The 21141-nt window shown below is 64.4% G+C and carries 12 protein-coding genes and 3 pseudogenes; 9 read left to right on the plus strand and 6 right to left on the minus strand.

The genetic code is table 11. The features are described from left to right. Positions 1 to 267: 267 nt before the first annotated feature. Entirely contained in the window at positions 268 to 396 is a 129-nt protein-coding gene (locus tag ISN38_RS20620; protein WP_256046074.1) for a hypothetical protein, read from the minus strand. Then, positions 393 to 932: a discoidin/SUN/FTP domain-containing protein gene (locus tag ISN38_RS15655; RefSeq protein ID WP_148562016.1), complete on the minus strand. Its 540-nt coding sequence runs from the start codon at positions 930 to 932 to the stop codon at positions 393 to 395. Before ISN38_RS15655 ends, ISN38_RS20620 begins: the two co-directional genes overlap by 4 nt. Before the next feature lie 112 nt (positions 933 to 1044). Here ISN38_RS15655 and ISN38_RS15660 point away from each other — a divergent pair, with 112 nt between their 5' ends. Both ISN38_RS15660 and xopL read left to right on the plus strand, forming a co-directional pair. Beyond that, positions 1045 to 2139: a sialidase family protein gene (locus ISN38_RS15660; protein ID WP_003471841.1), complete on the plus strand. Its 1095-nt coding sequence runs from the start codon at positions 1045 to 1047 to the stop codon at positions 2137 to 2139. 286 nt (positions 2140 to 2425) lie between these two features. After that, positions 2426 to 4108 carry a type III secretion system leucine-rich repeat domain-containing effector XopL gene (gene xopL / locus ISN38_RS15665; protein WP_141696114.1) on the plus strand — a complete coding sequence of 561 codons (1683 nt, stop codon included), beginning with the start codon at positions 2426 to 2428 and terminating at the stop codon, positions 4106 to 4108. A gap of 73 nt (positions 4109 to 4181) precedes the next feature. Here the strand turns inward: xopL and ISN38_RS20470 are convergent. Then, positions 4182 to 4344 (minus strand): annotated as a pseudogene (locus tag ISN38_RS20470) (Tn3 family transposase); the annotation flags it as partial. Between the two features lie 158 nt (positions 4345 to 4502). On the opposite strand from ISN38_RS20470, the gene avrBs3 reads away from it, so the two are divergent. After that, a complete protein-coding gene (gene avrBs3 / locus ISN38_RS15670) occupies positions 4503 to 7517 on the plus strand; it encodes a type III secretion system effector avirulence protein AvrBs3 (RefSeq protein WP_206711882.1) in 3015 nt (1004 codons plus the stop codon). Positions 7518 to 7531: 14 nt separating this feature from the next. Here avrBs3 and ISN38_RS15675 read toward each other — a convergent pair. Then, positions 7532 to 7697, minus strand: a pseudogene (locus tag ISN38_RS15675) (Tn3 family transposase); the annotation flags it as partial. A 158-nt stretch (positions 7698 to 7855) separates the two neighbouring features. Between ISN38_RS15675 and ISN38_RS15680 the strand changes: the two are divergent. Beyond that, the gene (locus ISN38_RS15680) at positions 7856 to 11080 is read left to right on the plus strand and encodes a TAL effector repeat-containing protein (protein WP_206711883.1); all 3225 of its coding nucleotides are present in this window, start codon (positions 7856 to 7858) and stop codon (positions 11078 to 11080) included. An 88-nt stretch (positions 11081 to 11168) separates the two neighbouring features. On the opposite strand, the pseudogene ISN38_RS15685 reads toward ISN38_RS15680, so the two are convergent. Both ISN38_RS15685 and ISN38_RS20625 read right to left on the minus strand, forming a co-directional pair. Beyond that, positions 11169 to 11370, minus strand: a pseudogene (locus ISN38_RS15685) (integrase core domain-containing protein); the annotation flags it as partial. Positions 11371 to 11404: 34 nt separating this feature from the next. Then, positions 11405 to 11533 (minus strand): IS3 family transposase, encoded by a 129-nt coding sequence (locus tag ISN38_RS20625; RefSeq protein WP_003472138.1) that lies wholly within the window; start codon positions 11531 to 11533, stop codon positions 11405 to 11407. A 313-nt stretch (positions 11534 to 11846) separates the two neighbouring features. Here ISN38_RS20625 and ISN38_RS15690 point away from each other — a divergent pair, with 313 nt between their 5' ends. From ISN38_RS15690 to ISN38_RS15705, 5 genes are read left to right on the plus strand one after another with little or no spacing between them, the layout of a single operon-like run. Beyond that, positions 11847 to 14090: a type VI secretion system Vgr family protein gene (locus ISN38_RS15690; RefSeq protein ID WP_003472137.1), complete on the plus strand. Its 2244-nt coding sequence runs from the start codon at positions 11847 to 11849 to the stop codon at positions 14088 to 14090. Between the two features lie 22 nt (positions 14091 to 14112). Beyond that, positions 14113 to 15741 (plus strand): hypothetical protein, encoded by a 1629-nt coding sequence (locus tag ISN38_RS15695; protein ID WP_108084751.1) that lies wholly within the window; start codon positions 14113 to 14115, stop codon positions 15739 to 15741. Next, positions 15738 to 15866, plus strand: coding sequence for a hypothetical protein (locus tag ISN38_RS20630; RefSeq protein ID WP_256057849.1), 129 nt, complete (start codon positions 15738 to 15740; stop codon positions 15864 to 15866). Before ISN38_RS15695 ends, ISN38_RS20630 begins: the two co-directional genes overlap by 4 nt. Before the next feature lie 18 nt (positions 15867 to 15884). Beyond that, entirely contained in the window at positions 15885 to 20723 is a 4839-nt protein-coding gene (locus ISN38_RS15700; RefSeq protein ID WP_206711884.1) for an RHS repeat-associated core domain-containing protein, read from the plus strand. After that, entirely contained in the window at positions 20671 to 21114 is a 444-nt protein-coding gene (locus ISN38_RS15705; RefSeq protein ID WP_206711885.1) for a hypothetical protein, read from the plus strand. The genes ISN38_RS15700 and ISN38_RS15705 overlap by 53 nt, the downstream gene beginning before the upstream one ends. Positions 21115 to 21141: the final 27 nt, after the last annotated feature.

Here is a 21141-nt window from a genome sequence, read left to right on the forward strand (position 1 = left end):
GGCTGACGACGCTGGCCTGACGAGGATCGGCGTTCAAGGCATTTTGCGTTCGGCCCCGGGGAGGCGTCGCACGGTCAAGCAGCAGGCAATGTCCGCTTGCAGTGGACATTTGCCGTGATCACATTTGTTGGCGTTGCCCGGTGCGGTCTTGCCGGGCTCATGCTGAAGTGCAGCCCGGCGGACCGCGGCGTCCGCCGCACACGGGTCGGGCCTGCGCGCCGCCGCAAGCGCAGGCGGCCATGCCAGCTCGCCGTGGCGGCCGCGTGCTCAGCGCGCAGCGGCACCCTTGCCGATGTTGAACAGCTCGAACTTGTGGATATGCGCCGCGTCGGCGCTGGACAGGATATTCAGGCGCACGCGCAAGGCGGTGACCGCCGGGAAGTGATCGATCTTCATATGCCCGATCCCCTGCGCCGCCTTGCCCCAGCCCCCGTGGCGCAACACTTTGCGTATTTCCGCGCCAGCTGGCCGTCGTTGCGCCACTCCGCCGCCATCGTGGGATCGAAGGACAGCGACTGCTTGAACTGCAGTTCCAACGTGGCGTGGTGTGAGCCGGCCGGCGCGGTCCAGAAGGTGTCGCGGTCGCCGTCCACCGCCGCGGCGATCGCATCGCCGGCCTTGAGCCGGCCGCGTACCAGGGTGCGCTCGGCGCCGTAGCGCGCCTGCAGCGCCTGGCCCATTTCTTCCAGACACTTGACGTCTGCTTGGGCAGCAGGTCGTGCTTGTTCGGGTCGATGCCCGGCAGCAACTGGCCGCCGCGGCCGATGCTGTCTTCGATCCACGAACACGCTTAAATCCAGCCTCTGCCAGGCGGCCTGCTGCGGCGACGATTGCATATCGGAGAAGCTTTCCGCCAGCGCGTGCGCTGCAGCCAGCGCAGTCTGGCCGAGAGCGGCCAGCCAGCGAATCGGAGTGCGCGGGCGGTGCGGCATCGCAGGTCCTCGCAGTCGTCGAGGACAGCCGTTTGCTGCCAGCAAAGCCAGCATGTGGTATTTAATTGATGCTACATAGGTATCTTCCGAACCGGCACAGGACCGGACCACCATGATGCGCCCCTCACTCCTCCCCCTGCTGTCGCTGTTCGCCGTGCGCGCGATCGCCGCACCGGCACCTGCGCCGGCCATGCCGGCGGCAGGCTTGCCGTCGCCGATCGTCTACAGCGAATTCGTCAACGCCGACGCGCCGACCGCGCAATGCCATGCCTCGACCCTGCTGGAAACCCGCGACGGGCTACTTGCCGCCTGGTTCGGCGGGCGCCACGAGGGCGCCGACGACGTCGGCATCTGGGTCGCGCGGCGCAGCGCGCAGGGGTGGCAACCGGCGCAACGCGTGGCCGACGGCATGCAGCCGCAAGGCGCGTCGTTGCCGGCCTGGAATCCGGTGCTGTTCCAGCCGGCAAAGGGACCGCTGCGGCTGTTCTACAAGGTCGGCCCGGACCCGAAGCGCTGGTGGGGCATGCAGACCACTTCCCGCGATGGCGGTGTGCACTGGTCAGCGCCCGAGCGCCTGCCCGATGGCATCCTCGGCCCGATCAAGAACAAGCCGGTACAACTGGCCGACGGCCGCATCCTCAGCCCCAGCAGCAGCGAGGACACCGGTTGGGTCGCGCATATGGAATGGTCCGACGATAACGGTGCGCACTGGACCCGCGGCCCGGCACTGAACGACCCCGCACGGATCGGCGCGATCCAGCCCAGCGCGCTGGTGCACACGGACGGCAGCGTGCAGGCGATCGGCCGCAGCCAGCAGAACCACGTGTTCAGCGCCTGGTCGCGCGACCACGGCCGCAGCTGGGAACCGATGACCCTGCTCGAGCTAGCCAACCCCAATTCCGGCACCGACGCGGCAGTGCTGGCCGATGGCCGCTCGCTGCTGGTCTACAACCCCACCGAAGCCGGCAAGAACTGGTGGGACGGCCGCGGCACCTTGGCGGTGGCGCTTTCCGCCGACGGCAACCACTGGACTCGCGTGCTGACCCTGGAAGACAGCGCCAAGGACGAATTCTCCTATCCGGCGGTGATCCAGACCCGCGATGGCCTTGTGCACATCAGCTACACCTGGAAGCGCATCCGCATCAAGCACGTGGTGCTGGACCCGGCGCGGCTTGGCCGCGGCACGACCACGCCCACGGCGCGCTGAATGCGGCGACCGGCTGGCGCTGCACGTCACACGCGACGAGTGGAACTTTCGTTTCAGGTACGAACGCTTCGTGTATCGGCGTTGTCGCGGACGCGCCGAAATAGGATGATCTTCCGTGATCTAGCAATCCAGCACAGAGAGTACAGACGCTATGTTTCGCCGCATAATTGGCAACAGAGCCGCCTCGAACGAGCGACGTAATAGCGCCGATCCTGGCAGCCAAGGGGCGCCGACGCGGGCGCCTGCGACTCCTGCGCCGGATGCGTCCAATCCAGCCGGCGTGGCAATGGAACTCACCGGCCTGTCTCTGCGTGCGCCGAGCCGGCAGCAGTCCCCGTCGCACTCCGGCGCTTCGTCCTCGAGCGGGCCGCGTCCCGCTAGAACACTGCTCAGGACAACGCAAATCGACAGAGACACAAATCCGCGCTTTGCATCCGCGACAGAGACCTCCGAGCCTGCTGCCAACCTCTCGCCACCGCACCTGAACCACATCGAACGCGGGCGGCTCCGACTCGACGCTACCGATTCTCCGCAACTGATGCAGGTGCGAAACCGGCAACTCGAGCAACATCTGGATGATTGGGAAAATAAGTGCCTGCAAAATACGGAATGGACGCAAAAATGGCAAGAATCACTCGGTGGTATAAGAGGAGTTGAAACACATCCAGTCGCCTCTGTGCGGTCTACGAAAAAAATACTCAAAGCGGCCGCAAGACCAGACAGAGATTCATTGAGGGTCGACATTAATGCGCTCCCGCATTTGCCCAGCGACTTATCCCATTTCACCCACCTAAAAAAGATCGACATTCGGTGCGCTGGACTACAATCACTGCCGGACTCCATTGGAGACATGCGCAACCTTCGCGAACTGACCCTCATCAACAACCCTGTGCAGAATCTGCCTCATTCGCTTCGCAATCTTAGCCAATTGCAGACGCTGGAAATCATAGAATGCAAGCAGTTCGAAACGCTTCCATCCTTACTGGTAAACGTCGGTCATGGTGGAGCGCAAGGATTGACCGGACTCAAAACCCTGAGCATGAGCGGGAGCGGCTTGACGCGCGTTCCCGACTGCGTGACGTATATGCCCCGTCTTGAGCGGCTGGACCTCAAAAACACGCGCTTGCGGGATCTGCCTGCCGGCATAAACCACATGAGAAAATTGCAGGAACTGAATCTGGAAAGGACTCAGATCCAAGTCCTGCGGGCGGAAGTATGCGAGTTGCCGGCACTAAAGAAGTTGCATTTGAGGAATTGCACGGACTTGCGCATGCTTCCGTCAGACTTGGGACGGCTGCGGAATTTGGAGGAACTCGACCTGCGTGGTTGCAACAATCTGGGTACGCTTCCTCAATCAATCAACCAACTGCCTGGCAATTGCACCATCAAGGTTCCACAACATCTCGAGCATCAGCTCAACGCTTTGCGACCGCAGGCGGCACGCGCAGCAAGGGTGACGGCACAGTATGCCGCATCCTCCTCGACTGGCGCCGCTGGTCCAAGCCAGCCACAAGCACTGGCTCCAGAAGCCGCGAGCAGCGAAGCTTCAAGGCAAAGAGTCACAAATCTTGCATACGATGCATTGGCCCTGATCGAACATAACAGAAACCCATTCATGCCTGATAACCCACCCATCGACCCGCCATCAGGATCCAATCACCGCCGAATGCAGCTGGGTGAAAGCCCCACAATCGCAAAAATGATCAAGGAAAGCAACAACCCGGAGCTGAGATCTATAATAAGAACAAAAGATGGAACGATCATGGAAAAAGATAAATATTCGTGCTACAAAGAAAATGACAAGGTAACCAATATCAACCTCAGCAGCGCCCTGAACATGTGGCGATCACGCGAGATGATCGTCATCTCCAACCCGTCTTATCGCAACCTCTTGCCAGAATTGAAACTTCATATCCCCGAGCAAACGCAAACGGATGCCAATGCCGATCCGCAGCCTCAACGGGACTAAGAGCGGCTAACAAAAGCCCCTTGAACACGTCTGTTGAGCCACCACTTTGTGGTGATGGCTCACCGCAAAGAAATCAGCACAGCTCCACGTCAATCAGGTGGTTCCCGGAACCGCTTCACATGGCTGGTCATGTACGGGGTGAGGAAAGCCACGTCCTCCCACGTCATCTCCCACCCCTGCCGCATCAGAGACTTCATGATTCGGGTCTGTTCGACCACATTGTAGAACTGGCCGGCGTCTGCCGGTTTCCCGTTCCACTGCGCCTCAAACCCGGTAGTCGAGGGTTGCCAGGATTGTCGGAAGTTGTGTCTTGCTATGCGAATTTGGAGAAGCCGCGTCGGGACCAGAGACCTTAGTATCGAAGCGACGACGTTCTCTGAAAGAGGAATGCCTGATGGATCCCATTCGTTCTCGCACGCCAAGTCCTGCTCGCGAGCTTCAGGCCGGATCTCAGCCGGATGCGGTCCAGCCCATTGCGGATCGGTTGGTGTCTCCGCCTGCTGGCAGCCCGCTGGATGGCTTGCCCGCTCGGCGGACGATGTCCCGGACCCAGCTGCCGTCGCCCCCTGCAAGCGTGCCTGCGTTCTCAGCGGGCAGCTTCAGCGACCTGTTACGTCAGGTTGATTCGTCGCTTTTTGATGCATCGTTTTTTGATTCGATGCCTGCCTTCGGCGCTCATCATGCACAGGCGGCCACAGGCGAGTTGGATGAGGTGCAATCGGCTCTGCGTGCAGCCGATGACCCGCAGCCCCCCGTGCGCGTAGCTGTCACTGCCGCGCGGCCGCCGCGCGCCAAGCCGGCCCAGCGGCCACGGCGTGCTGCGCAAACCTCCGATGCTTCGCCTGCCGCGGATGTGGATCTAAGCACGTTCGGCTACAGCCAGCAGCAACAGGAGAAGATCAAACCGACGGTGCGTTCGACAGTGGCGCAGCACCACGCCGCATTGGTCGGCCATGGGTTTACACACGCGCACATCGTTGAGCTCAGCAAACACCCGGCAGCGTTAGGAACCATAGCGGCCAGGTATTCGGAGATGATTGCGGCATTGCCAGAGGCCACACACGAAGACATCGTTGGCGTCGGCAAACAGTGGTCGGGCGCACGGGCCCTGGAGGCCTTGCTCATGGTGGCGGAAGAGTTGAGAGCTCCACCGTTACAGTTGGTCACAGGCCAACTCCTCAAGATTGCAAAACGTGGTGGCGTGACCGCGGTGGAGGCCGTGCATGCATCGCGCAATGCGCTGACTGGCGCCCCCCTGCACCTGACACCGGACCAGGTGGTGGCCATCGTCAGCAATAATGGCGGCAAGCAGGCGTTGGAGACGGTGCAGCGGCTGTTGCCGGTGCTGTGCAAGCCCCCCTATGGCCTGACCCCGGAGCAGGTGGTGGCCATTGCCAGCAATGGCGGCGGCAAGCCGGCGCTGGAGACGGTGCAGCGGCTGTTGCCGGTGCTGTGCCAGGAGTATGGCCTGACCCCGAACCAGGTGGTGGCCATCGCCAGCCACGATGGCGCCAAGCAGGCGCTGGAGACGGTGCAGCGGCTGTTGCCGGTGCTGTGCCAGCCCCCCCATCCCCTGACCCCGAACCAGGTGGTGGCCATCGCCAGCCACGATGGCGGCAAGCCGGCGCTGGAGACGGTGCAGCGGCTGTTGCCGGTGCTGTGCAAGCCCCCCTATGGCCTGACCCCGGAGCAGGTGGTGGCCATCGCCAACCACGACGGCGCCAAGCAGGCGCTGGAGACAGTGCAGCGGCTGCTGCCGGTGCTGTGCCAGCCCCCCTATGGCCTGACCCCGGAGCAGGTGGTGGCTATCGCCAGCAAGGGCGGTGGCAAGCAGGCCCTGGAGACGGTGCAGCGGCTGTTGCCGGTGCTGTGCCAGCCCCCTTATGGCTTGACCCCGGACCAGGTGGTGACCATCGCCAGCAATAATGGCGGCAAGCCGGCGCTGGAGACGGTGCGGCGGCTGTTGCCGGTGCTGTGCAAGCCCCCCTATGGCCTGACCCCGAAACAGGTGGTGGCTATCGCCAGCTACGGCGGCAAGCAGTCGCTGGAGACGGTGCAGCGGCTGTTGCCGGTGCTGTGCAAGCCCCCCTATGGCCTGACCCCGGAGCAGGTGGTGGCCATTGCCAGCAATGGCGGCGGCAAGCCGGCGCTGGAGACGGTGCAGCGGCTGTTGCCGGTGCTGTGCCAGGAGTATGGCCTGACCCCGAACCAGGTGGTGGCCATCGCCAGCCACGATGGCGCCAAGCCGGCGCTGGAGACGGTGCAGCGGCTGTTGCCGGTGCTGTGCCAGGAGTATGGCCTGACCCCGAACCAGGTGGTGGCCATCGCCAGCCACGATGGCGGCAAGCCGGCGCTGGAGACGGTGCAGCGGCTGTTGCCGGTGCTGTGCAAGCCCCCCTATGGCCTGACCCCGGAGCAGGTGGTGGCCATCGCCAGCCAAGATGGCGGCAAGCAGTCGCTGGAGACGGTGCAGCGGCTGTTGCCGGTGCTGTGCAAGCCCCCCTATGGCCTGACCCCGGAGCAGGTGGTGGCCATCGCCTGCCACAATGGCGGCACGCAGGCGCTGGAAAGTATTTTTGCCCAGTTATCCAGCCCTGATCCGGCGTTGGCCGCGTTGACCAACGGCCGCCTCGTCGCCTTGGCTTGCATCGGCGGACGTCCTGCGCTGGATGCGGTGAAAAAGGGATTGCCGCACGCGCCGGCATTGATCACAAGAGTCCATAACCGTGTTCCCGAAGGCACGGCCCATCTGGTTGCCGACCTCGCGCAAGTGGTTCGCGTGCTGAGTTTTTTCCAGTGCCACTCTCACCCAGCGCAAGCATTTGATGAAGCGATGAGGCAATTCGGGATGAGCAGGCACGGGTTGTTACAGCTATTTCGCCGTGTGGGCGTCACAGAACTCGAAGCCATCAGTGGAACGCTCCCCCCAGCCTCCCAGCGTTGGGACCGCATGCTTCAAGCATCAGGGAGGAAAGGGGCGAAACCGTCCTCTGCTTCGGCTCAAACTCCAAGCCAGGAGTCCGTGGATGCATTCGCCGATTCCCTGGAACGTGAACTGGACGCGCACAGCCCAATGCACCAGGCAGGCCAGACTCTGGCAAGCAGCCGCAAACGGTCCCGATCAGAGAGTTCTGTCAACCGCTCCTCCGCACAGCAGGCTGCCGAGGTGTTCGTTCCCGAACAGCGCGATGCACCGCCTTTGCTCCCCCTCAGTAGCTGGGGTGTAAAACGCCGGCGTACCAGGATCGGCGGCCTCCCGGATCCTGGCACGCCGACGCACGGCGACCTGGCAGCGTCCAGCGCTGCGTTCTTGGAGCAAGATGCGGACCCCTTCGCAGGCGCAGCGGAAGATTTCCCGGCATTCGACCAAGAGGAGATCGCATGGTTGAAGGAGCTATTGGCTCATTGAGGCTCAGTCGGAGACTACCTGATCGGCTCCACGTCAATCAGGTGGTCCCCGGAACCGCTTCACATGGCTGGTCACATACGGGCTGAGGAAAGCCACGTCCTCCCACGTCATCTCCCAGCCCTGCCGCATCAGAGACTTCATGATTCGGGTCTGTTCGACCACGTTGTAGAACTGGCCGGCGTCTGCCGGTTTCCTGTTCCACTGCGCCTCAAACCCGCTAGTCGAGGGTTGCCAGGATTGTCGGAAGTTGTGTCCTGCTATGCGAATTTGGAGAAGCCGCGTCGGGACCAGAGACCTTAGTATCGAAGCGACGACGTTCTCTGAAAGAGGAATGCCTGATGGATCCCATTCGTTCTCGCACGCCAAGTCCTGCCCGCGAGCTTCTGGCCGGATCCCAACCGGATGGGGTCCAGCCGACTGCAGATCCGAGGGTGTCTCCGCCTGCTGGCAGCCCGCTGGATGGCTTGCCCGCTCGGCGGACGATGTCCCGGACCCAGCTGCCGCCGCCCTCTGCAAGCGGGCCTGCGTTCTCAGCGGGCAGCTTCAGCGACCTGTTACGTCAGGTTGATTCGTCGCTTTTTAATGCATCGCTTTTTGATTCGATGCCTGCCTTCGGCGCTCATCATGCACAGGCTGCCACAGGCGAGTTGGATGAGGCGCAATCGGCTCTGCGTGCAGTAGATGACCCGCAGTCCTCAGCAAGTGCGGCGATCACTGCCGCGCCGCCGCGCACCAAAGCGGCGGCGCGGCGGCGTTCTGCCCAGACCTTGGACGCTTCGCCTGCCGCGGATGTGGATCTAAGCACGTTCGGCTACAGCCAGCAGCAACAGGAGAAGATCAAACCGACGGTGCGTTCGTCAGTGGCGCAGCACCACGCCGCATTGGTCGGCCATGGGTTTACACACGCGCACATCGTTGAGCTCAGCAAACACCCGGCAGCGTTAGGAACCATAGCGGCCAGGTATTCGGAGATGATTGCGGCATTGCCAGAGGCCACACACGAAGACATCGTTGGCGTCGGCAAACAGTGGTCGGGCGCACGGGCCCTGGAGGCCTTGCTCATGGTGGCGGAAGAGTTGAGAGCTCCACCGTTACAGTTGGTCACAGGCCAACTCCTCAAGATTGCAAAACGTGGTGGCGTGACCGCGGTGGAGGCCGTGCATGCATCGCGCAATGCGCTGACTGGCGCCCCCCTGCACCTGACCCCGGACCAGGTGGTGGCCATCGTCAGCCATAATGGCGGCAAGCAGGCGCTGGAGACGGTGCAGCGGCTGTTGCCGGTGCTGTGCCAGCCCCCCTATAACCTGACCCCGGAGCAGGTGGTGGCCATCGCCAGCCACGATGGCGGCAAGCAGGCGCTGGAGACGGTGCAGCGGCTGTTGCTGGTGCTGTGCCAGGAGTGTGGCCTGACCCCGAACCAGGTGGTGGCCATCGCCAGCCACGATGGCGCCAAGCCGGCGCTGGAGACGGTGCACCGGCTGTTGCCGGTGCTGTGCCAGCCCCCCTATGGCCTGACCCCGAACCAGGTGGTGGCCATCGCCAGCCACGATGGCGCCAAGCAGGCGCTGGAGACGGTGCAGCGGCTGTTGCCGGTGCTGTGCCAGGACCATGGCCTGACCCCGGGCCAGGTGGTGGCCATCGCCGACAATATTGGCGGCAAGCAGGCGCTGGAGACGGTGCAGCGGCTGTTGCCGGTGCTGTGCAAGCCCCCCTATGGCCTGACCCCGGAGCAGGTGGTGACCATCGCCAACAATATTGGCGGCAAGCCGGCGCTGGAGACGGTGCAGCGGCTGTTGCCGGTGCTGTGCCAGCCCCCCTATGGCCTGACCCCGGAGCAGGTGGTGACCATCGCCAACAATATTGGCGCCAAGCCGGCGCTGGAGACGGTGCACCGGCTGTTGCCGGTGCTGCGCAAGCCCCCCTATGGCCTGACCCCGGAGCAGGTGGTGGCCATCGCCAGCCATAATGGCGCCAAGCCGGCGCTGGAGACGGTGCAGCGGCTGTTGCCGGTGCTGTGCCAGCCCCCCTATGGCCTGACCCCGAACCAGGTGGTGGCCATCGCCAGCCACGATGGCGCCAAGCAGGCGCTGGAGACGGTGCAGCGGCTGTTGCCGGTGCTGTGCAAGCCCCCCCATCCCCTGACCCCGAATCAGGTGGTGGCCATCGCCAGCCACGATGGCGCCAAGCAGGCGCTGGAGACGGTGCAGCGGCTGTTGCCGGTGCTGTGCAAGCCCCCCTATGGCCTGACCCCGGACCAGGTGGTGGTCATCGCCAGCAATAATGGCGGCAAGCAGGCGCTGGAGACGGTGCAGCGGCTGTTGCCGGTGCTGTGCCAGCCCCCCTATGGCCTGACCCCGGAGCAGGTGGTGGCCATCGCCAGCAATAATGGCGGCAAGCCGGCGCTGGAGACGGTGCAGCGGCTGTTGCCGGTGCTGTGCAGGCCCCCCTATGACCTGACCCCGGACCAGGTGGTGGCCATCGCCAACAATATTGGCGCCAAGCCGGCGCTGGAGACGGTGCAGCGGCTGTTGCCCGTGCTGTGCCAGCCCCCCTATGGCCTGACCCCGAACCAGGTGGTGGCCATCGCCAGCAATAATGGCGGCAAGCAGGCGCTGGAGACGGTGCAGCGGCTGTTGCCGGTGCTGTGCCAGCCCCCCTATGGCCTGACCCCGTATCAGGTGGTGGCCATCGCCAGCCACGATGGCGGCACGCAGGCGCTGGAAAGTATTTTTGCCCAGTTATCCAGCCCTGATCCGGCCTTGGCCACGTTGACCAACGACCGCCTCGTCGCCTTGGCTTGCATCGGCGGACGTCCTGCGCTGGATGCGGTGAAAAAGGGATTGCCGCACGCGCCGGCATTGATCACAAGAGTCAATAACCGTGTTCCCGAAGGCACGGCCCATCTGGTTGCCGACCACGCGCAAGTGGTTCGCGTGCTGGGGTTTTTCCAGTGCCACTCCCAGCGAGGGCAAGTATTTCATGAAGCGATGAAGCGGTTTGAGATGAGCAGGGAAGGATTGTTGCAGCTATTTCGCCGTGTGGGCGTCACAGAACTCGAAGCCATCAGTGGAACGCTCCCCCCAGCCTCCCAGCGTTGGGACCGCATGCTTCAAGCATCAGGGAGGAAAGGGGCGAAACCGCCCTCTGCTTCGGCTCAAACTCAGGGCCAGGAGTCCTTGGATGCATTCGCCGATTCCCTGGAACGTGAACTGGACGCGCCCAGCCCAATGCACCAGGCAGGCCAGACTCTGGCAAGCAGCCGCAAACGGTCCCGATCAGAGAGTTCTGTCAACCGCTCCTCCGCACAGCAGGCTGCCGAGGTGTTCGTTCCCGAACAGCGCGATGCACCGCCTTTGCTCCCCCTCAGTAGCTGGGGCGTAAAACGCCGGCGTACCAGGATCGGCGGCCTCCCGGATCCTGGCATGCCGACGGACGGCGAACTGGCAGCGTCCAGCGCTGCGTTCTGTGAGCAAGATGCGGATCCCTTCGCAGGCGCAGCGGAAGATTTCCCGGCATTCGACCAAGAGGAGATCGCATGGTTGAGGGAGCTATTGGCTCATTGAGGCTCAGTCGGAGACTACCTGATTGACGTGGAGCCGATCACGGAACCGTGTTGTGGTCAAGTTTTGTTGGACACGTGGATAGGGGGTTTCAGGTAGTGGCTTTCTCGTAGTCGGCTGGAGATCGATAGCCGAGGGTGGAGTGCAGGCGGTGGGTGTTGTAGAAGCCGACGATGTAGTGGGTTGGTGTAGCGACGCTGCCAGACGCGCTCCATTTTCAGGCTCAGGAAGAACCGCTCCATTACCGCGTTGTCCCAGCAGTTGCCCTTGCGGCTCATGCTGGCCACTGAACCTGCCCCCTGAGAACGGACGCCAAGAAGCAGCGGGTTAAGCGGCTTGCTTCAGTGTCTTGGCATAGTCGTTGGGGGACAGGTATCCAAGCGCCGAGTGCAAGCGCGTGGGATTGTAGAAGCCATGGATGTAGCTGGCGATGGCGGCGTGGGGCGATTCAATCATTTTTTTCTTAGCGCATCCATTGCACTGATGCGTAGACACGTCGTTAAATAGCTTGCACAACTCTTAATGCTTTCATTTTTAAGGCTCGGCGGGCGTTCTTCCGGCAAAAATGCTGGCGCATGCATGCGCGATCAGGCAAAGTCCGGGTGTTGGCCGCGCTGCCCACCGTCGCTCGCATTCCGCAGTGAGGGGCTCGTTGCCTGCCTGTTGCGGCGATCGACGAGCCAGCAAGTCAGTGAAGCGAGAGTTATGGAGATTGGCGAGCGGCGCCGTATCGGCTACGTTCGCGATGGAACGGATCAGGAGAGGTGCCGTGCACGCCGAAGTGATATCCAGTGGAGTTGCCGCGCTACGTCTGAACCAGGATCGGCGCCTGATCCGGGTCACCACCGCGCTGGATCCGGACACCTTCATCGTCAAACGCTTCGAAGGCACGGAGACGGTATCGGCGCCCTATGCGTTCGCCGTCGACCTGCTGTCCGCGCAGCGGCGCCTGGAACTGAAGCAACTGGTCGGTCAGCCGATCCAGCTCAGCCTCGGCGACGAGTTCGACGACCGCGTCGTGCACGGGTACGTCAAGGCGTTCGCGCTGATCGGCGCCGAAGGTGAATTGGCGGCGTACCGCGCCGAGGTCGCTCCGTGGTTCGCGTTTTTGCAGTACACCAGCAATTGCCGCATCTTCCAGGATCTGAGCGTGCTGGAGATCGTCGAGCAGGTGTTCGGCGAATACCCCCAACTGGCCGATTACAAGTACGAGTTGAATGCCGGCAACTTCCCCAAGCTGCCGTACTGCGTGCAGTACAACGAATCGGATTTCACCTTCGTCTCGCGCCTGCTGGAGGACGCCGGCATCTACTACACGTTCGTGCACGCCGATGGCGCGCATACGATGGTGCTGGCCGACGATTCCACCGCCTCCACGGCACTGGGCGAGCCGGCGCCTGTGGCGTTCTTGTCCGACCAGGGCGTGCTGCGGACGCCCGGCTTGCACAGCTGGTCGGCGCGGCGCCGGGTCGGCCCCACCGCGCATGCGGTGAGTAGCTTCGATTTCAAGCAGCCGCGTACTGCGCTGTCGGCCAGCAAGGCGCGGTCGATCCCGATCGGCGCGCTCCCCGAACTGGAGCGCTACCACTACGACGGCGCGGCGCGTTTCGCCAACAGCCGCGTCGGCGATGCGTTGGCGGCGATCCGTAGCGAGGAAGCGGCGTGGCCCACCAAGTTGTTCGAAGGCGCCGGCAACAGTACCGAGCTGCAGGCCGGGGGGTGTTTCACCCTTGAACGGCATCCAGATTTCATTGGCCGCAGCGAGGACGACCGACAGTTCTTCGTCGTGCAGCTGCATCGCGAAGGCCGCAACAACTTCTCCAGCGACTACAGCCAGGCCGAAGCGCCGACCTATCGTTGCAGCGCCACCGCGCTGCGGCGCAAGATCCCGTACCGGCCGCTGCGCGACACGCCGCAGCAGCGCATGCCCGGCCCGCAGACCGCCACCGTGGTCGGGCCGCCGGGCGAGGAGTTGTACGCCGACCGCTACGGGCGAGTGAAGGTGCAGTTCCACTGGGACCGCAAGGGCCAGTTTCGCGAGAACAGCTCGTGCTGGATCCGTAGCGCCAGTCCGTGGGCCGGCGCCGATATGGGCGGCGTGTCGCCGCCGCGTGTGGGCCAGGAGGTGGTGGTGGATTTCCTCGATGGCGATCCGGACCGGCCGATCATCACCGGCCGCGTGTTCAACGAAGACAACATGCCGCCGTTCGGCATGGAGGTCAGCGGCCTGAAGTCCAAGACGGTCAAAGGCGGCGGCTACAACGAAATGACCATGCACGATACCGCCGGCGGCGAGCTGCTGAACATGCGCGCGCAGCGCGACATGGTCACCACCGTGCTCAACGACCAGAACGCGACGGTGAAGAACAACAAGAGCACCAGCGTGGCGGTCGACCACCGCATGGACGTGGGGTCCAACCAGAGCATCAGCGTCGGCGCCAACCGCGGCATCACCGTGACTGGCAACGACACGCTGGGCGTCACCGGCACGCGCAGCACCAGCGTCACCGGCGCGGTCACCGAGACCTACCAGGCCGGCGAGACCAAGACCATCGCCGCGGCCGGCTACACCGAAACCATCACCGGCAATTTCTCCACCACCCTGACCGGCAACTACACCAGCCAGCGCACCGGCGCGTGGAAGGAGACCGTCACCCAGACCTCGCTGCGCCAGGTAATCGGCAAGGTCACCGAGCAGCTGAGCGCCGGGCGCGAGGTCAGCATCACCGGCCTGGACAAACGCAGTGTGCAGGGCGCCGTGGAGGACACCAACGTCGGCGCGCGCACGGTCAGCGTCCAAGGCGACATGGAGCAGAGCATCACCGGCACCCACATGTTGATGTCCAACGGCAACATGACCCTGGCCTCGAGCAGCAACCTCACCGCGACGGTGGGCGGCGCGGCGATCGAGATCCTCGGCGAGAAGATCACCATTTCCGCCGGCGGTTCGGTGATCGTCATCGACGGCTCCGGGGTGTCGGTCAACGGCTCGGAAATCAAGCTGAACTGCTGAAGCCTGGGAGGGCACGCGAAGCGTGAGCAAGAATCCGGTCGAACGACGTATCGAGCTGCTTGGCGATGCGTGGATGCAGGCCAGCGAGGACCCGGCGCTGCGCCTGTTGGTGTGGCGTGTGCCGGCCAACGCCGCGCGCCTGCTTGCCGCCTTCTTCGAGGCGCAGAAACATCCCGGCGACTGGAACGCGCCGGATTACTTCCTGCGCCTGGATACGCCGTTCGACACGGGCTTCGGCTACAGCCGCGCGCTGAAGCAGGCGCTGCACGCCAGCTACCTCGGCAGCCAGAGCGCGCTGCGCGAGCAGGGCGTGGAACTGGGCTGGCCCGGCCCGGGACCCTCGCACCCGGACAGCGCGCTGGGCGTGGTCGAGGTTCTGGATTCCTTCGCCGCCTACCACCAGGTGCATCTGCGCTATCTGGCGGTGCTGCTGGAACCGGAGCGGACCACCTCCGCCGATGCATTCGCGCGCTGGATGGACGCGGCGCTGGCGGCGCCGCCGTCGCCAGCGCTCCGCCTGGTGCTGGTGGACACCCACGAGGATCCGCGCTGGCAGCCGCTGCTGGAGCGGCACGCGGCGATCGCGCGGCGCATCGAGCCGCCGCTGGACATGTTCGACATCGCGCGCGAAACCGCGGCGCAGTCGGGCGGCGCGGGGCCTGCGGTGGCCTACCGGCAGATGCTCAGCGACCTGATGACGGTGCTCGCGCGCGGCAGCGCGACGCAGCTGGCGCAGCGTGTCGAGCGGCCATTGGCGCTGGCCCAGCGGCACGGTTGGCCCGACCAGCAGGTGGTGCTGAACATGATGCTGGCCGGCGGCTGGCTGAAGGAAAAGCAGTATCCGCAGGCCATCGCCAGCTATCGGCAGGCGCGGGAGTGCGGCCTGCAGGCCCTGGCCGCGCAGCACCCGGCCGCGCGCGACCTGGTGATGCAGAGCTGGTACGGCGAGGCCGGCACCTGGTTCGTCGCCGGCCAGCCCGGCTGTGCCGCCGAAACCTACGTCGCCGCGGCCAAGGCCGCCGCCGAGATCCCCAACCCGATGTTCGTGATCGAAGGCTATCGCATGGCCGCGTTCTGCCTGGCCCAGGACGGTCAACGCGAGGCCGCGCGCGCGCATGGGTTGGAGGCGATCCGTGCGGCCAAGCCGTTGCCGCCCGCGGACCGCCGCACCACCACCTTGCCGCAAACGCTGCAGGATCTGCTGCTGCTGCAGGACAGGCCGCGCGCGCAGAAGCTTGAGCAGTGCGCCGCGTCGTATCTGCAGGCGGTGGCCGCGCTGCACGCGCAGGCCGAGGCACAGGCCGCGCAGCTCGGGCCGCGCCCGGACAGCGCGCAACTGGATCGCATCGAGGCCGCGCTGCATGCCGGTTTCGAACAGGCCTTCCATCGCGTCGCGCAGGAGCGCGAACGCCTGATCCAGGGCGGCGACGCGTTCTTCCGCAAGGTGGTGGCGGTGGGGCGCGACTTCCTGCATCCGACCTGGAACGGGCTGCCGGACATCCGCCATCCGCTGGACAACGCGATCCCCGCCTGGACCGAGCCGCCGGCGACGCAGCCGCTGCCCGATCCGTCCGCCCTGACCGGTTCCCCCGCCGCCGCGCGCGACGCGCAGGCGCCGGGGCGTTCCGGACTGACCGAGGCCACCGCATGAGTTCGCGCAAACTGGCCGTGCTGGCCGCCTTCGTCCTGATCGGCATGGTCGCGGCGGCATGGCTGGGCGTGGAGCATCGCGACGACGTGCGCGCGTTCCTGCGCGCGCTGGCACGTGCGCTGTAGCAACGAAGGAGCGTAGCGATGAGCACCGCCGCCAAGCATTTCGATCCGCAGCTGGGCATCGACATCCACATGTATCAGCTGCCGCCGTGTCCGCTGCCCACACCGCATATCGGCATCGTGCTGGATCCGTTCGACTACCTGCCGTTCCTCGGCGCCACGGTCACCGTCAACGGGGTCAAGCGCGCCACCGCCGGCACCGGCGGGCTGGACATCCATATTCCGCTGGGCGCGTGGGCGCCGCAGCTGAGCCTGCCGATGGGGCCGCAGTACGACGGCGAAGAGATCTTCATGGGCAGCAAGACGGTGTCGGCCGACGGCGACCCGTTCTCGCGGCTGGCGGTGCCGGTGCTGGACTGCAACCTGGCCGGGCTGATCCCGCCGTTGCGGATCAAGAAACCGGAGAAGCCGCTGCGTTCGCTGTGGCTGCCGACCGGCATCAATGTCGCCATCCCGACCAACGTGCAAGTCGGCGGGCCACTGACCGTGTCGTGGATGACGCTGGGGTTGCATGCCGGCTTCGCCGCGCTGGGCGCGCTGCGCCGCTCCACGCTGGGCGTGCGGGCGGCGAAGGCGTTCAAGGGCCTGCGGCAGCGTGTGTTCAAGCACATGGATTCGGGCTTCCTCAAGTGCAAGGTGCTGCGCGCCGAGCCGGTGGACATCCGCGACGGCAGCGTGTCGGTGCAACACGAGGACTTCGCGATCCCCGGGCGGCTGCCGCTGGCCTGGTCGCGCGGCTACGGCTCGGCGCGCGGCGAGGAGGCCGGCGCCTGCGGCCACGGCTGGCAGACGCCGGCCGACATCCGCCTGGAGATCGACGCCGATGGCGTGGTGCTGTTCCATGACGGCCACAGCGTGGCCGTGTTCCCGCAGCTGCCGGACGCCGACGGCGTCCCGGTATTCGAGTTCGTCGACGGCGCGCGGCTGCTGCGCGAGGGCGCCGACCTGCTGGTGCGGACCAAGTCCGACCTGCGCTACCGCTTCGCCTATGCGCCGGCGGCCGGTGTCGGCGTGCTGCCGCGCGCGCAAACCTTGCCGATCGCGCAGGTCGAGGACGCCTGCGGCAACCATTGGCGCTTCGAGCGCGGCGACGGCCACCTGGTGCGCATCGTCGAACGCGGCGTGGGCGGGCTGCAGGGCCGCTTCATCGAGGTGCAGTCGCGGCACGGCCGCATCGACCGCCTGCAACTGCACGATCCGGCCACCGGCCTGACCCATCCGCTGGTGACCTATCTCTATGTGGAAGGCGACCTGGTCGCCGCCGAGGACGCGCTGGGCGTGCCGCGCACGTTCGAGTATCGCCAGCACCGCATGGTCCGGCATACCGACCGCGTGGGCCTGTCGTTCCACTACGCCTACGACGCGCAGTGGCGGGTGGTGCACGCCTGGGGCGACGGCGGCCTGTACGACTACCGTTTCGCCTACGACGCCCTGCTGCGCGAGACCCAGGTGACCGACTCGCTGGGCCACGTGTCGCTGGTGAAGTTCGACGAGCACCGCCTGCCGCTGTGCGAGATCGACGCGCTGGATGGCGTCACCGTGTTCGAGTACGACGCGGTCGGCCGCACCGTGGCGGTCACCGACGCCGAAGGCCTGCGCACCGAATTCGCCTACGACGCGCGCGGCAACCTGTTGCGCCTGCGCCGCGCCGACGGCAGCACGCTGCACCAGGTCTACGACGAGGACGACCGGCTGCTGTCGGTCACCGACCCGGGCGGCCACACCTGGCACCAGGCGCACGACGCGCGCGGGCTGCTGCAGACGCAGACCGATCCGCTGGGCGCCACCACGCACTATGACTACGACGCGCAGGGCCTGCTGGTGGCGCAGCGCAACCCGCGCGGCGCGCAGACCGCGCTGGGCTACGACCGCTACGGCCTGCTGGCGTCGCTGCGCGACGCGCTGGGCCACGAGAGCCGCTACGCGCACGACGCGCTGGGGCGGCTGCTCAAGCAGATCGATCCGCTGGGCCAGGCCACGCACTACGACTACGACGCCAAGGGTCGGCTGCTGCGCGTGCGCTCGGCCGACGGCGGGCAGGTGCAGTGCGCGTACGACGCCGAGGACCAGCTGGTGCGCTACGTGGACGAAGCCGGGGCGCAGACGCGGCTGCACTACGTGGGCATCGGCCAGATCGGCAAGCGCGTGCAGCCGGACGGGCACACGGTGGAGTACCGCTACGACAGCGAGGAACAGCTGGTGGCGGTGATCAACCAGCGCGGCGAGGCGTACCGGCTGCGCCGCGATCCGCTGGGCCGCATCGTCGAGGAGACCGACTACTGGGGCCAGTCGCGGCACTACCAGTACGACGCCTGCGGGCGGCTGACCGCGACGATCGACCCGCTGGGCCAGCGCATCGCCTTCGCCACCGACGCGCTCGGGCGCATCGTCAAGAAGACCTTGCCGGACATACGCACGCCGGGCCAGCAGGTGCAGGAGCAGTTCGCCTACGACGCGCGCGGGCAGCTGGTGGAACTGCGCAACCGGCATCGCACCGCCACGCGCAGGTTCGACGCGCTGGGGCAGGTGCTGGAGGAAGTGCAGGACGGCTTCCGCGTCGGCTACGGCTATGACGAAGTGGGCAACCGCGTGCTGCGCGAGACCTCCGCCGGCAACCGGATCGCGTTCGGCTACGACCTGCGCGACCAGGTGGTCGAGGTGGCGATCAACGACGACGCGCCCATCGCCATCGAGCGCGACGCGCTGGGCCGCACCACCCGCGAGCAGCTCAGCGCGCAGGTCCAGCGCCAGTTCCAGTACGACGGGCGCAGCCTGCTGACCGCGCAGACCGTGTTGCGCGATGCCGCGCCGCTGTTCGAGACCACCTACGACTACGACCGCGCCGGCAACCTGAGCCACCGCCGCGACAGCGCGCAGGGCGTGGACGAATACCGCTACGACGTGCTGGGCCGGCTGCTGCAGCACACCGACCCGAAGGGCCGCATCGAGCGCTTCTTCAACGACCCGGCCGGCGACCGCCTGGCCACGCGCGTGCAGCAGGTGCAGCTGCGCAAGGTGGTCGGCGGCGACGACGAGCAGCAGGTGCAGTGGACCCGCGAAGGCAGCTACGCCGGCGTGCACTACGTGTTCGACCGCGCCGGCGACCTGATCCGCAAGGGCAGCCCGAACGGCCCGGAACCCGACGATCTGGAACTGTTCTGGGACGCCAACCACCGCCTGGCCGAAAGCCGTAAGGCCGGGCAGGCCACCCACTACGGCTACGATCCGCTGGGCCGCCGCGTGTTCAAGCGCAACCCGACCCACACCACCTGGTTCTACTGGGACGGGGACGCGCTGCTGGGCGAGGTCAAGCAGGCCCACGACGAACCGGATGCGGCGCCGGTGTGGGTGGGGAATGTCGCCAACCTGATCGAGGTACGCAAGCGCCAGGACAAGCTCAAGCGCCTGCACGAGCGCACGCGGGAGTACGTGTACTACCCAGGCAGCTTCGTGCCGCTGGCGTTGATCGAGAAGGAGCAGTGTGCTGCGCCGCTCGAGTTGGCGCAGCTCGCTACAAGTTCGATCTCGCAGATATCGCAACCCGATGCGCCGGCTGTGGCTAAGCATGCGTTGACGGACAGTCGCGGCTCGGATTCCACCCAGCCTCCAACGCCATCCGCGCCCGCAGACATGTCCCCGCCGCAGCGAACGCCATCCGCACCGCTGGGCGTGCTGGCGTCGTCCGCACCCAAACTGGCACCGGCCGACGGCGCTGCAAAGCCTGCGACGATGGTGGCGCCGACAGCCATCAAGTCCGGCAAGCCCCCTGGCGGTGGTGGGCTGGGCACGCTGGGTGGAGGCTTGGCGCTGGGGCAGGGTGCGGGGATCAAAACGCCTGCGATTGCGGGAACCTTGGTCGATCCGCCAGCTGGCGTGGCGACATCCGATGAGGCATCGGCAGAGGGCGAGCAAAAGCCGTCGAATTTGGTCGCGTTGGGTGCATGGGGCGAACCGTCCGCTTCCAGCAGGACTCAGGTGGCGGGTAGCCGTTATGTCGCTGTCAATACATCGGCGGCAGATGCGCCCGAAGTTAATGCGCTCGCCGCAGCGGATAGAGCAAAAGAAGAACTGCAATTCAGCTTTTCCAGGTCGGCTGAATCAGGGGGGGGGCGATCGGTGAGCTATCACTATCAGGTCGATCCCAATGGATGTCCAGTTCGTCTTATCAGTAGTTTAGGGGATGTTGCCTGGTCAGCTACATACAGTTCTTGGGGAAGGCGGGAAATTTGTGTTGGATTGATGGAGAATCCAATTGGGTACCAAGGGCAATATGGAGATCGCGAGACTGATCTATTTTATAATAGATACCGATATTACGATAATTTCTCGGGTAGCTATTTGTCCCAAGATCCGATGGGTATGCTCACTGGATCGAATACTTATGAATATGTGCGTAATTCTTTGGGATGGGTAGACCCACTTGGGCTTGTGAGCGGCAGCGCATGGGATACTATTTCGTTTTTTCGGGATCAGAATTCCCTTCTTTCGGTGGCGGATGAGGATCTTCTTGCTGCATCTGGAGCTAAAAACTCTCAAAATACTGTTGCCCTAATTCGGGTGGGAGATCGGGAATTTATTGGCCTGAATAGCCGGGTACAGAATCCTAAAAATCCATTTACGGCGGGAGCTATTAATAATATTACAAAGTATCATGCTGAAGGCAATGCTGCTCAGCAAGCAGTCGATGCAGGCATGGCTGGTAAACATCGCATTGCGGAAATGTGGGTAGATAGGGACCTCTGCCGTGCATGTGGCCCAGCAAATGGTGTCGGCTCGCTAGCAAAAGCGCTGGGTTTGGATGCGATAATTGTTCATAGCCCGTCTGGGACAAAGAAATATCACCCTCCATGTGCAGGATAATATGATAAATGTAGTTGAAGAAGTGCGTCGTGGGCCTTTGGCTGAAAGTCTTGAGTTTATTGCGGAAAGCATAGAGCAGTGTATGGGTGCTGTTAAAAGGTTGAACGGTCTTGATCGAACTGTCGTGTCATTTTCTTCGGGAAATATTATGGTTATGGTTGGTGGTGGGGATGGAATCTATGTTGTTTCAATAGAGACGCCTAAAAATTTGATAAATGTTGTGAATTTGGACGCTGAAGAGGATGAAGTGGTTGATGTTACTGTTGGCGGACAGGCTTGTGAGTATCCTCGATATTATGTGGTCAAACTAAGTCAAGTTGGTGCCGCGTTACAGGATCATTTATTTGGAATAAAGAACGAAGAAGTTGAGTATGAAATTATTCCTAAGTAGCTGTAGATACAGGGTTAACGTAAACTT

It is taken from the genome of Xanthomonas translucens pv. undulosa (assembly GCF_017301775.1).
Classification (GTDB): domain Bacteria; phylum Pseudomonadota; class Gammaproteobacteria; order Xanthomonadales; family Xanthomonadaceae; genus Xanthomonas_A; species Xanthomonas_A translucens.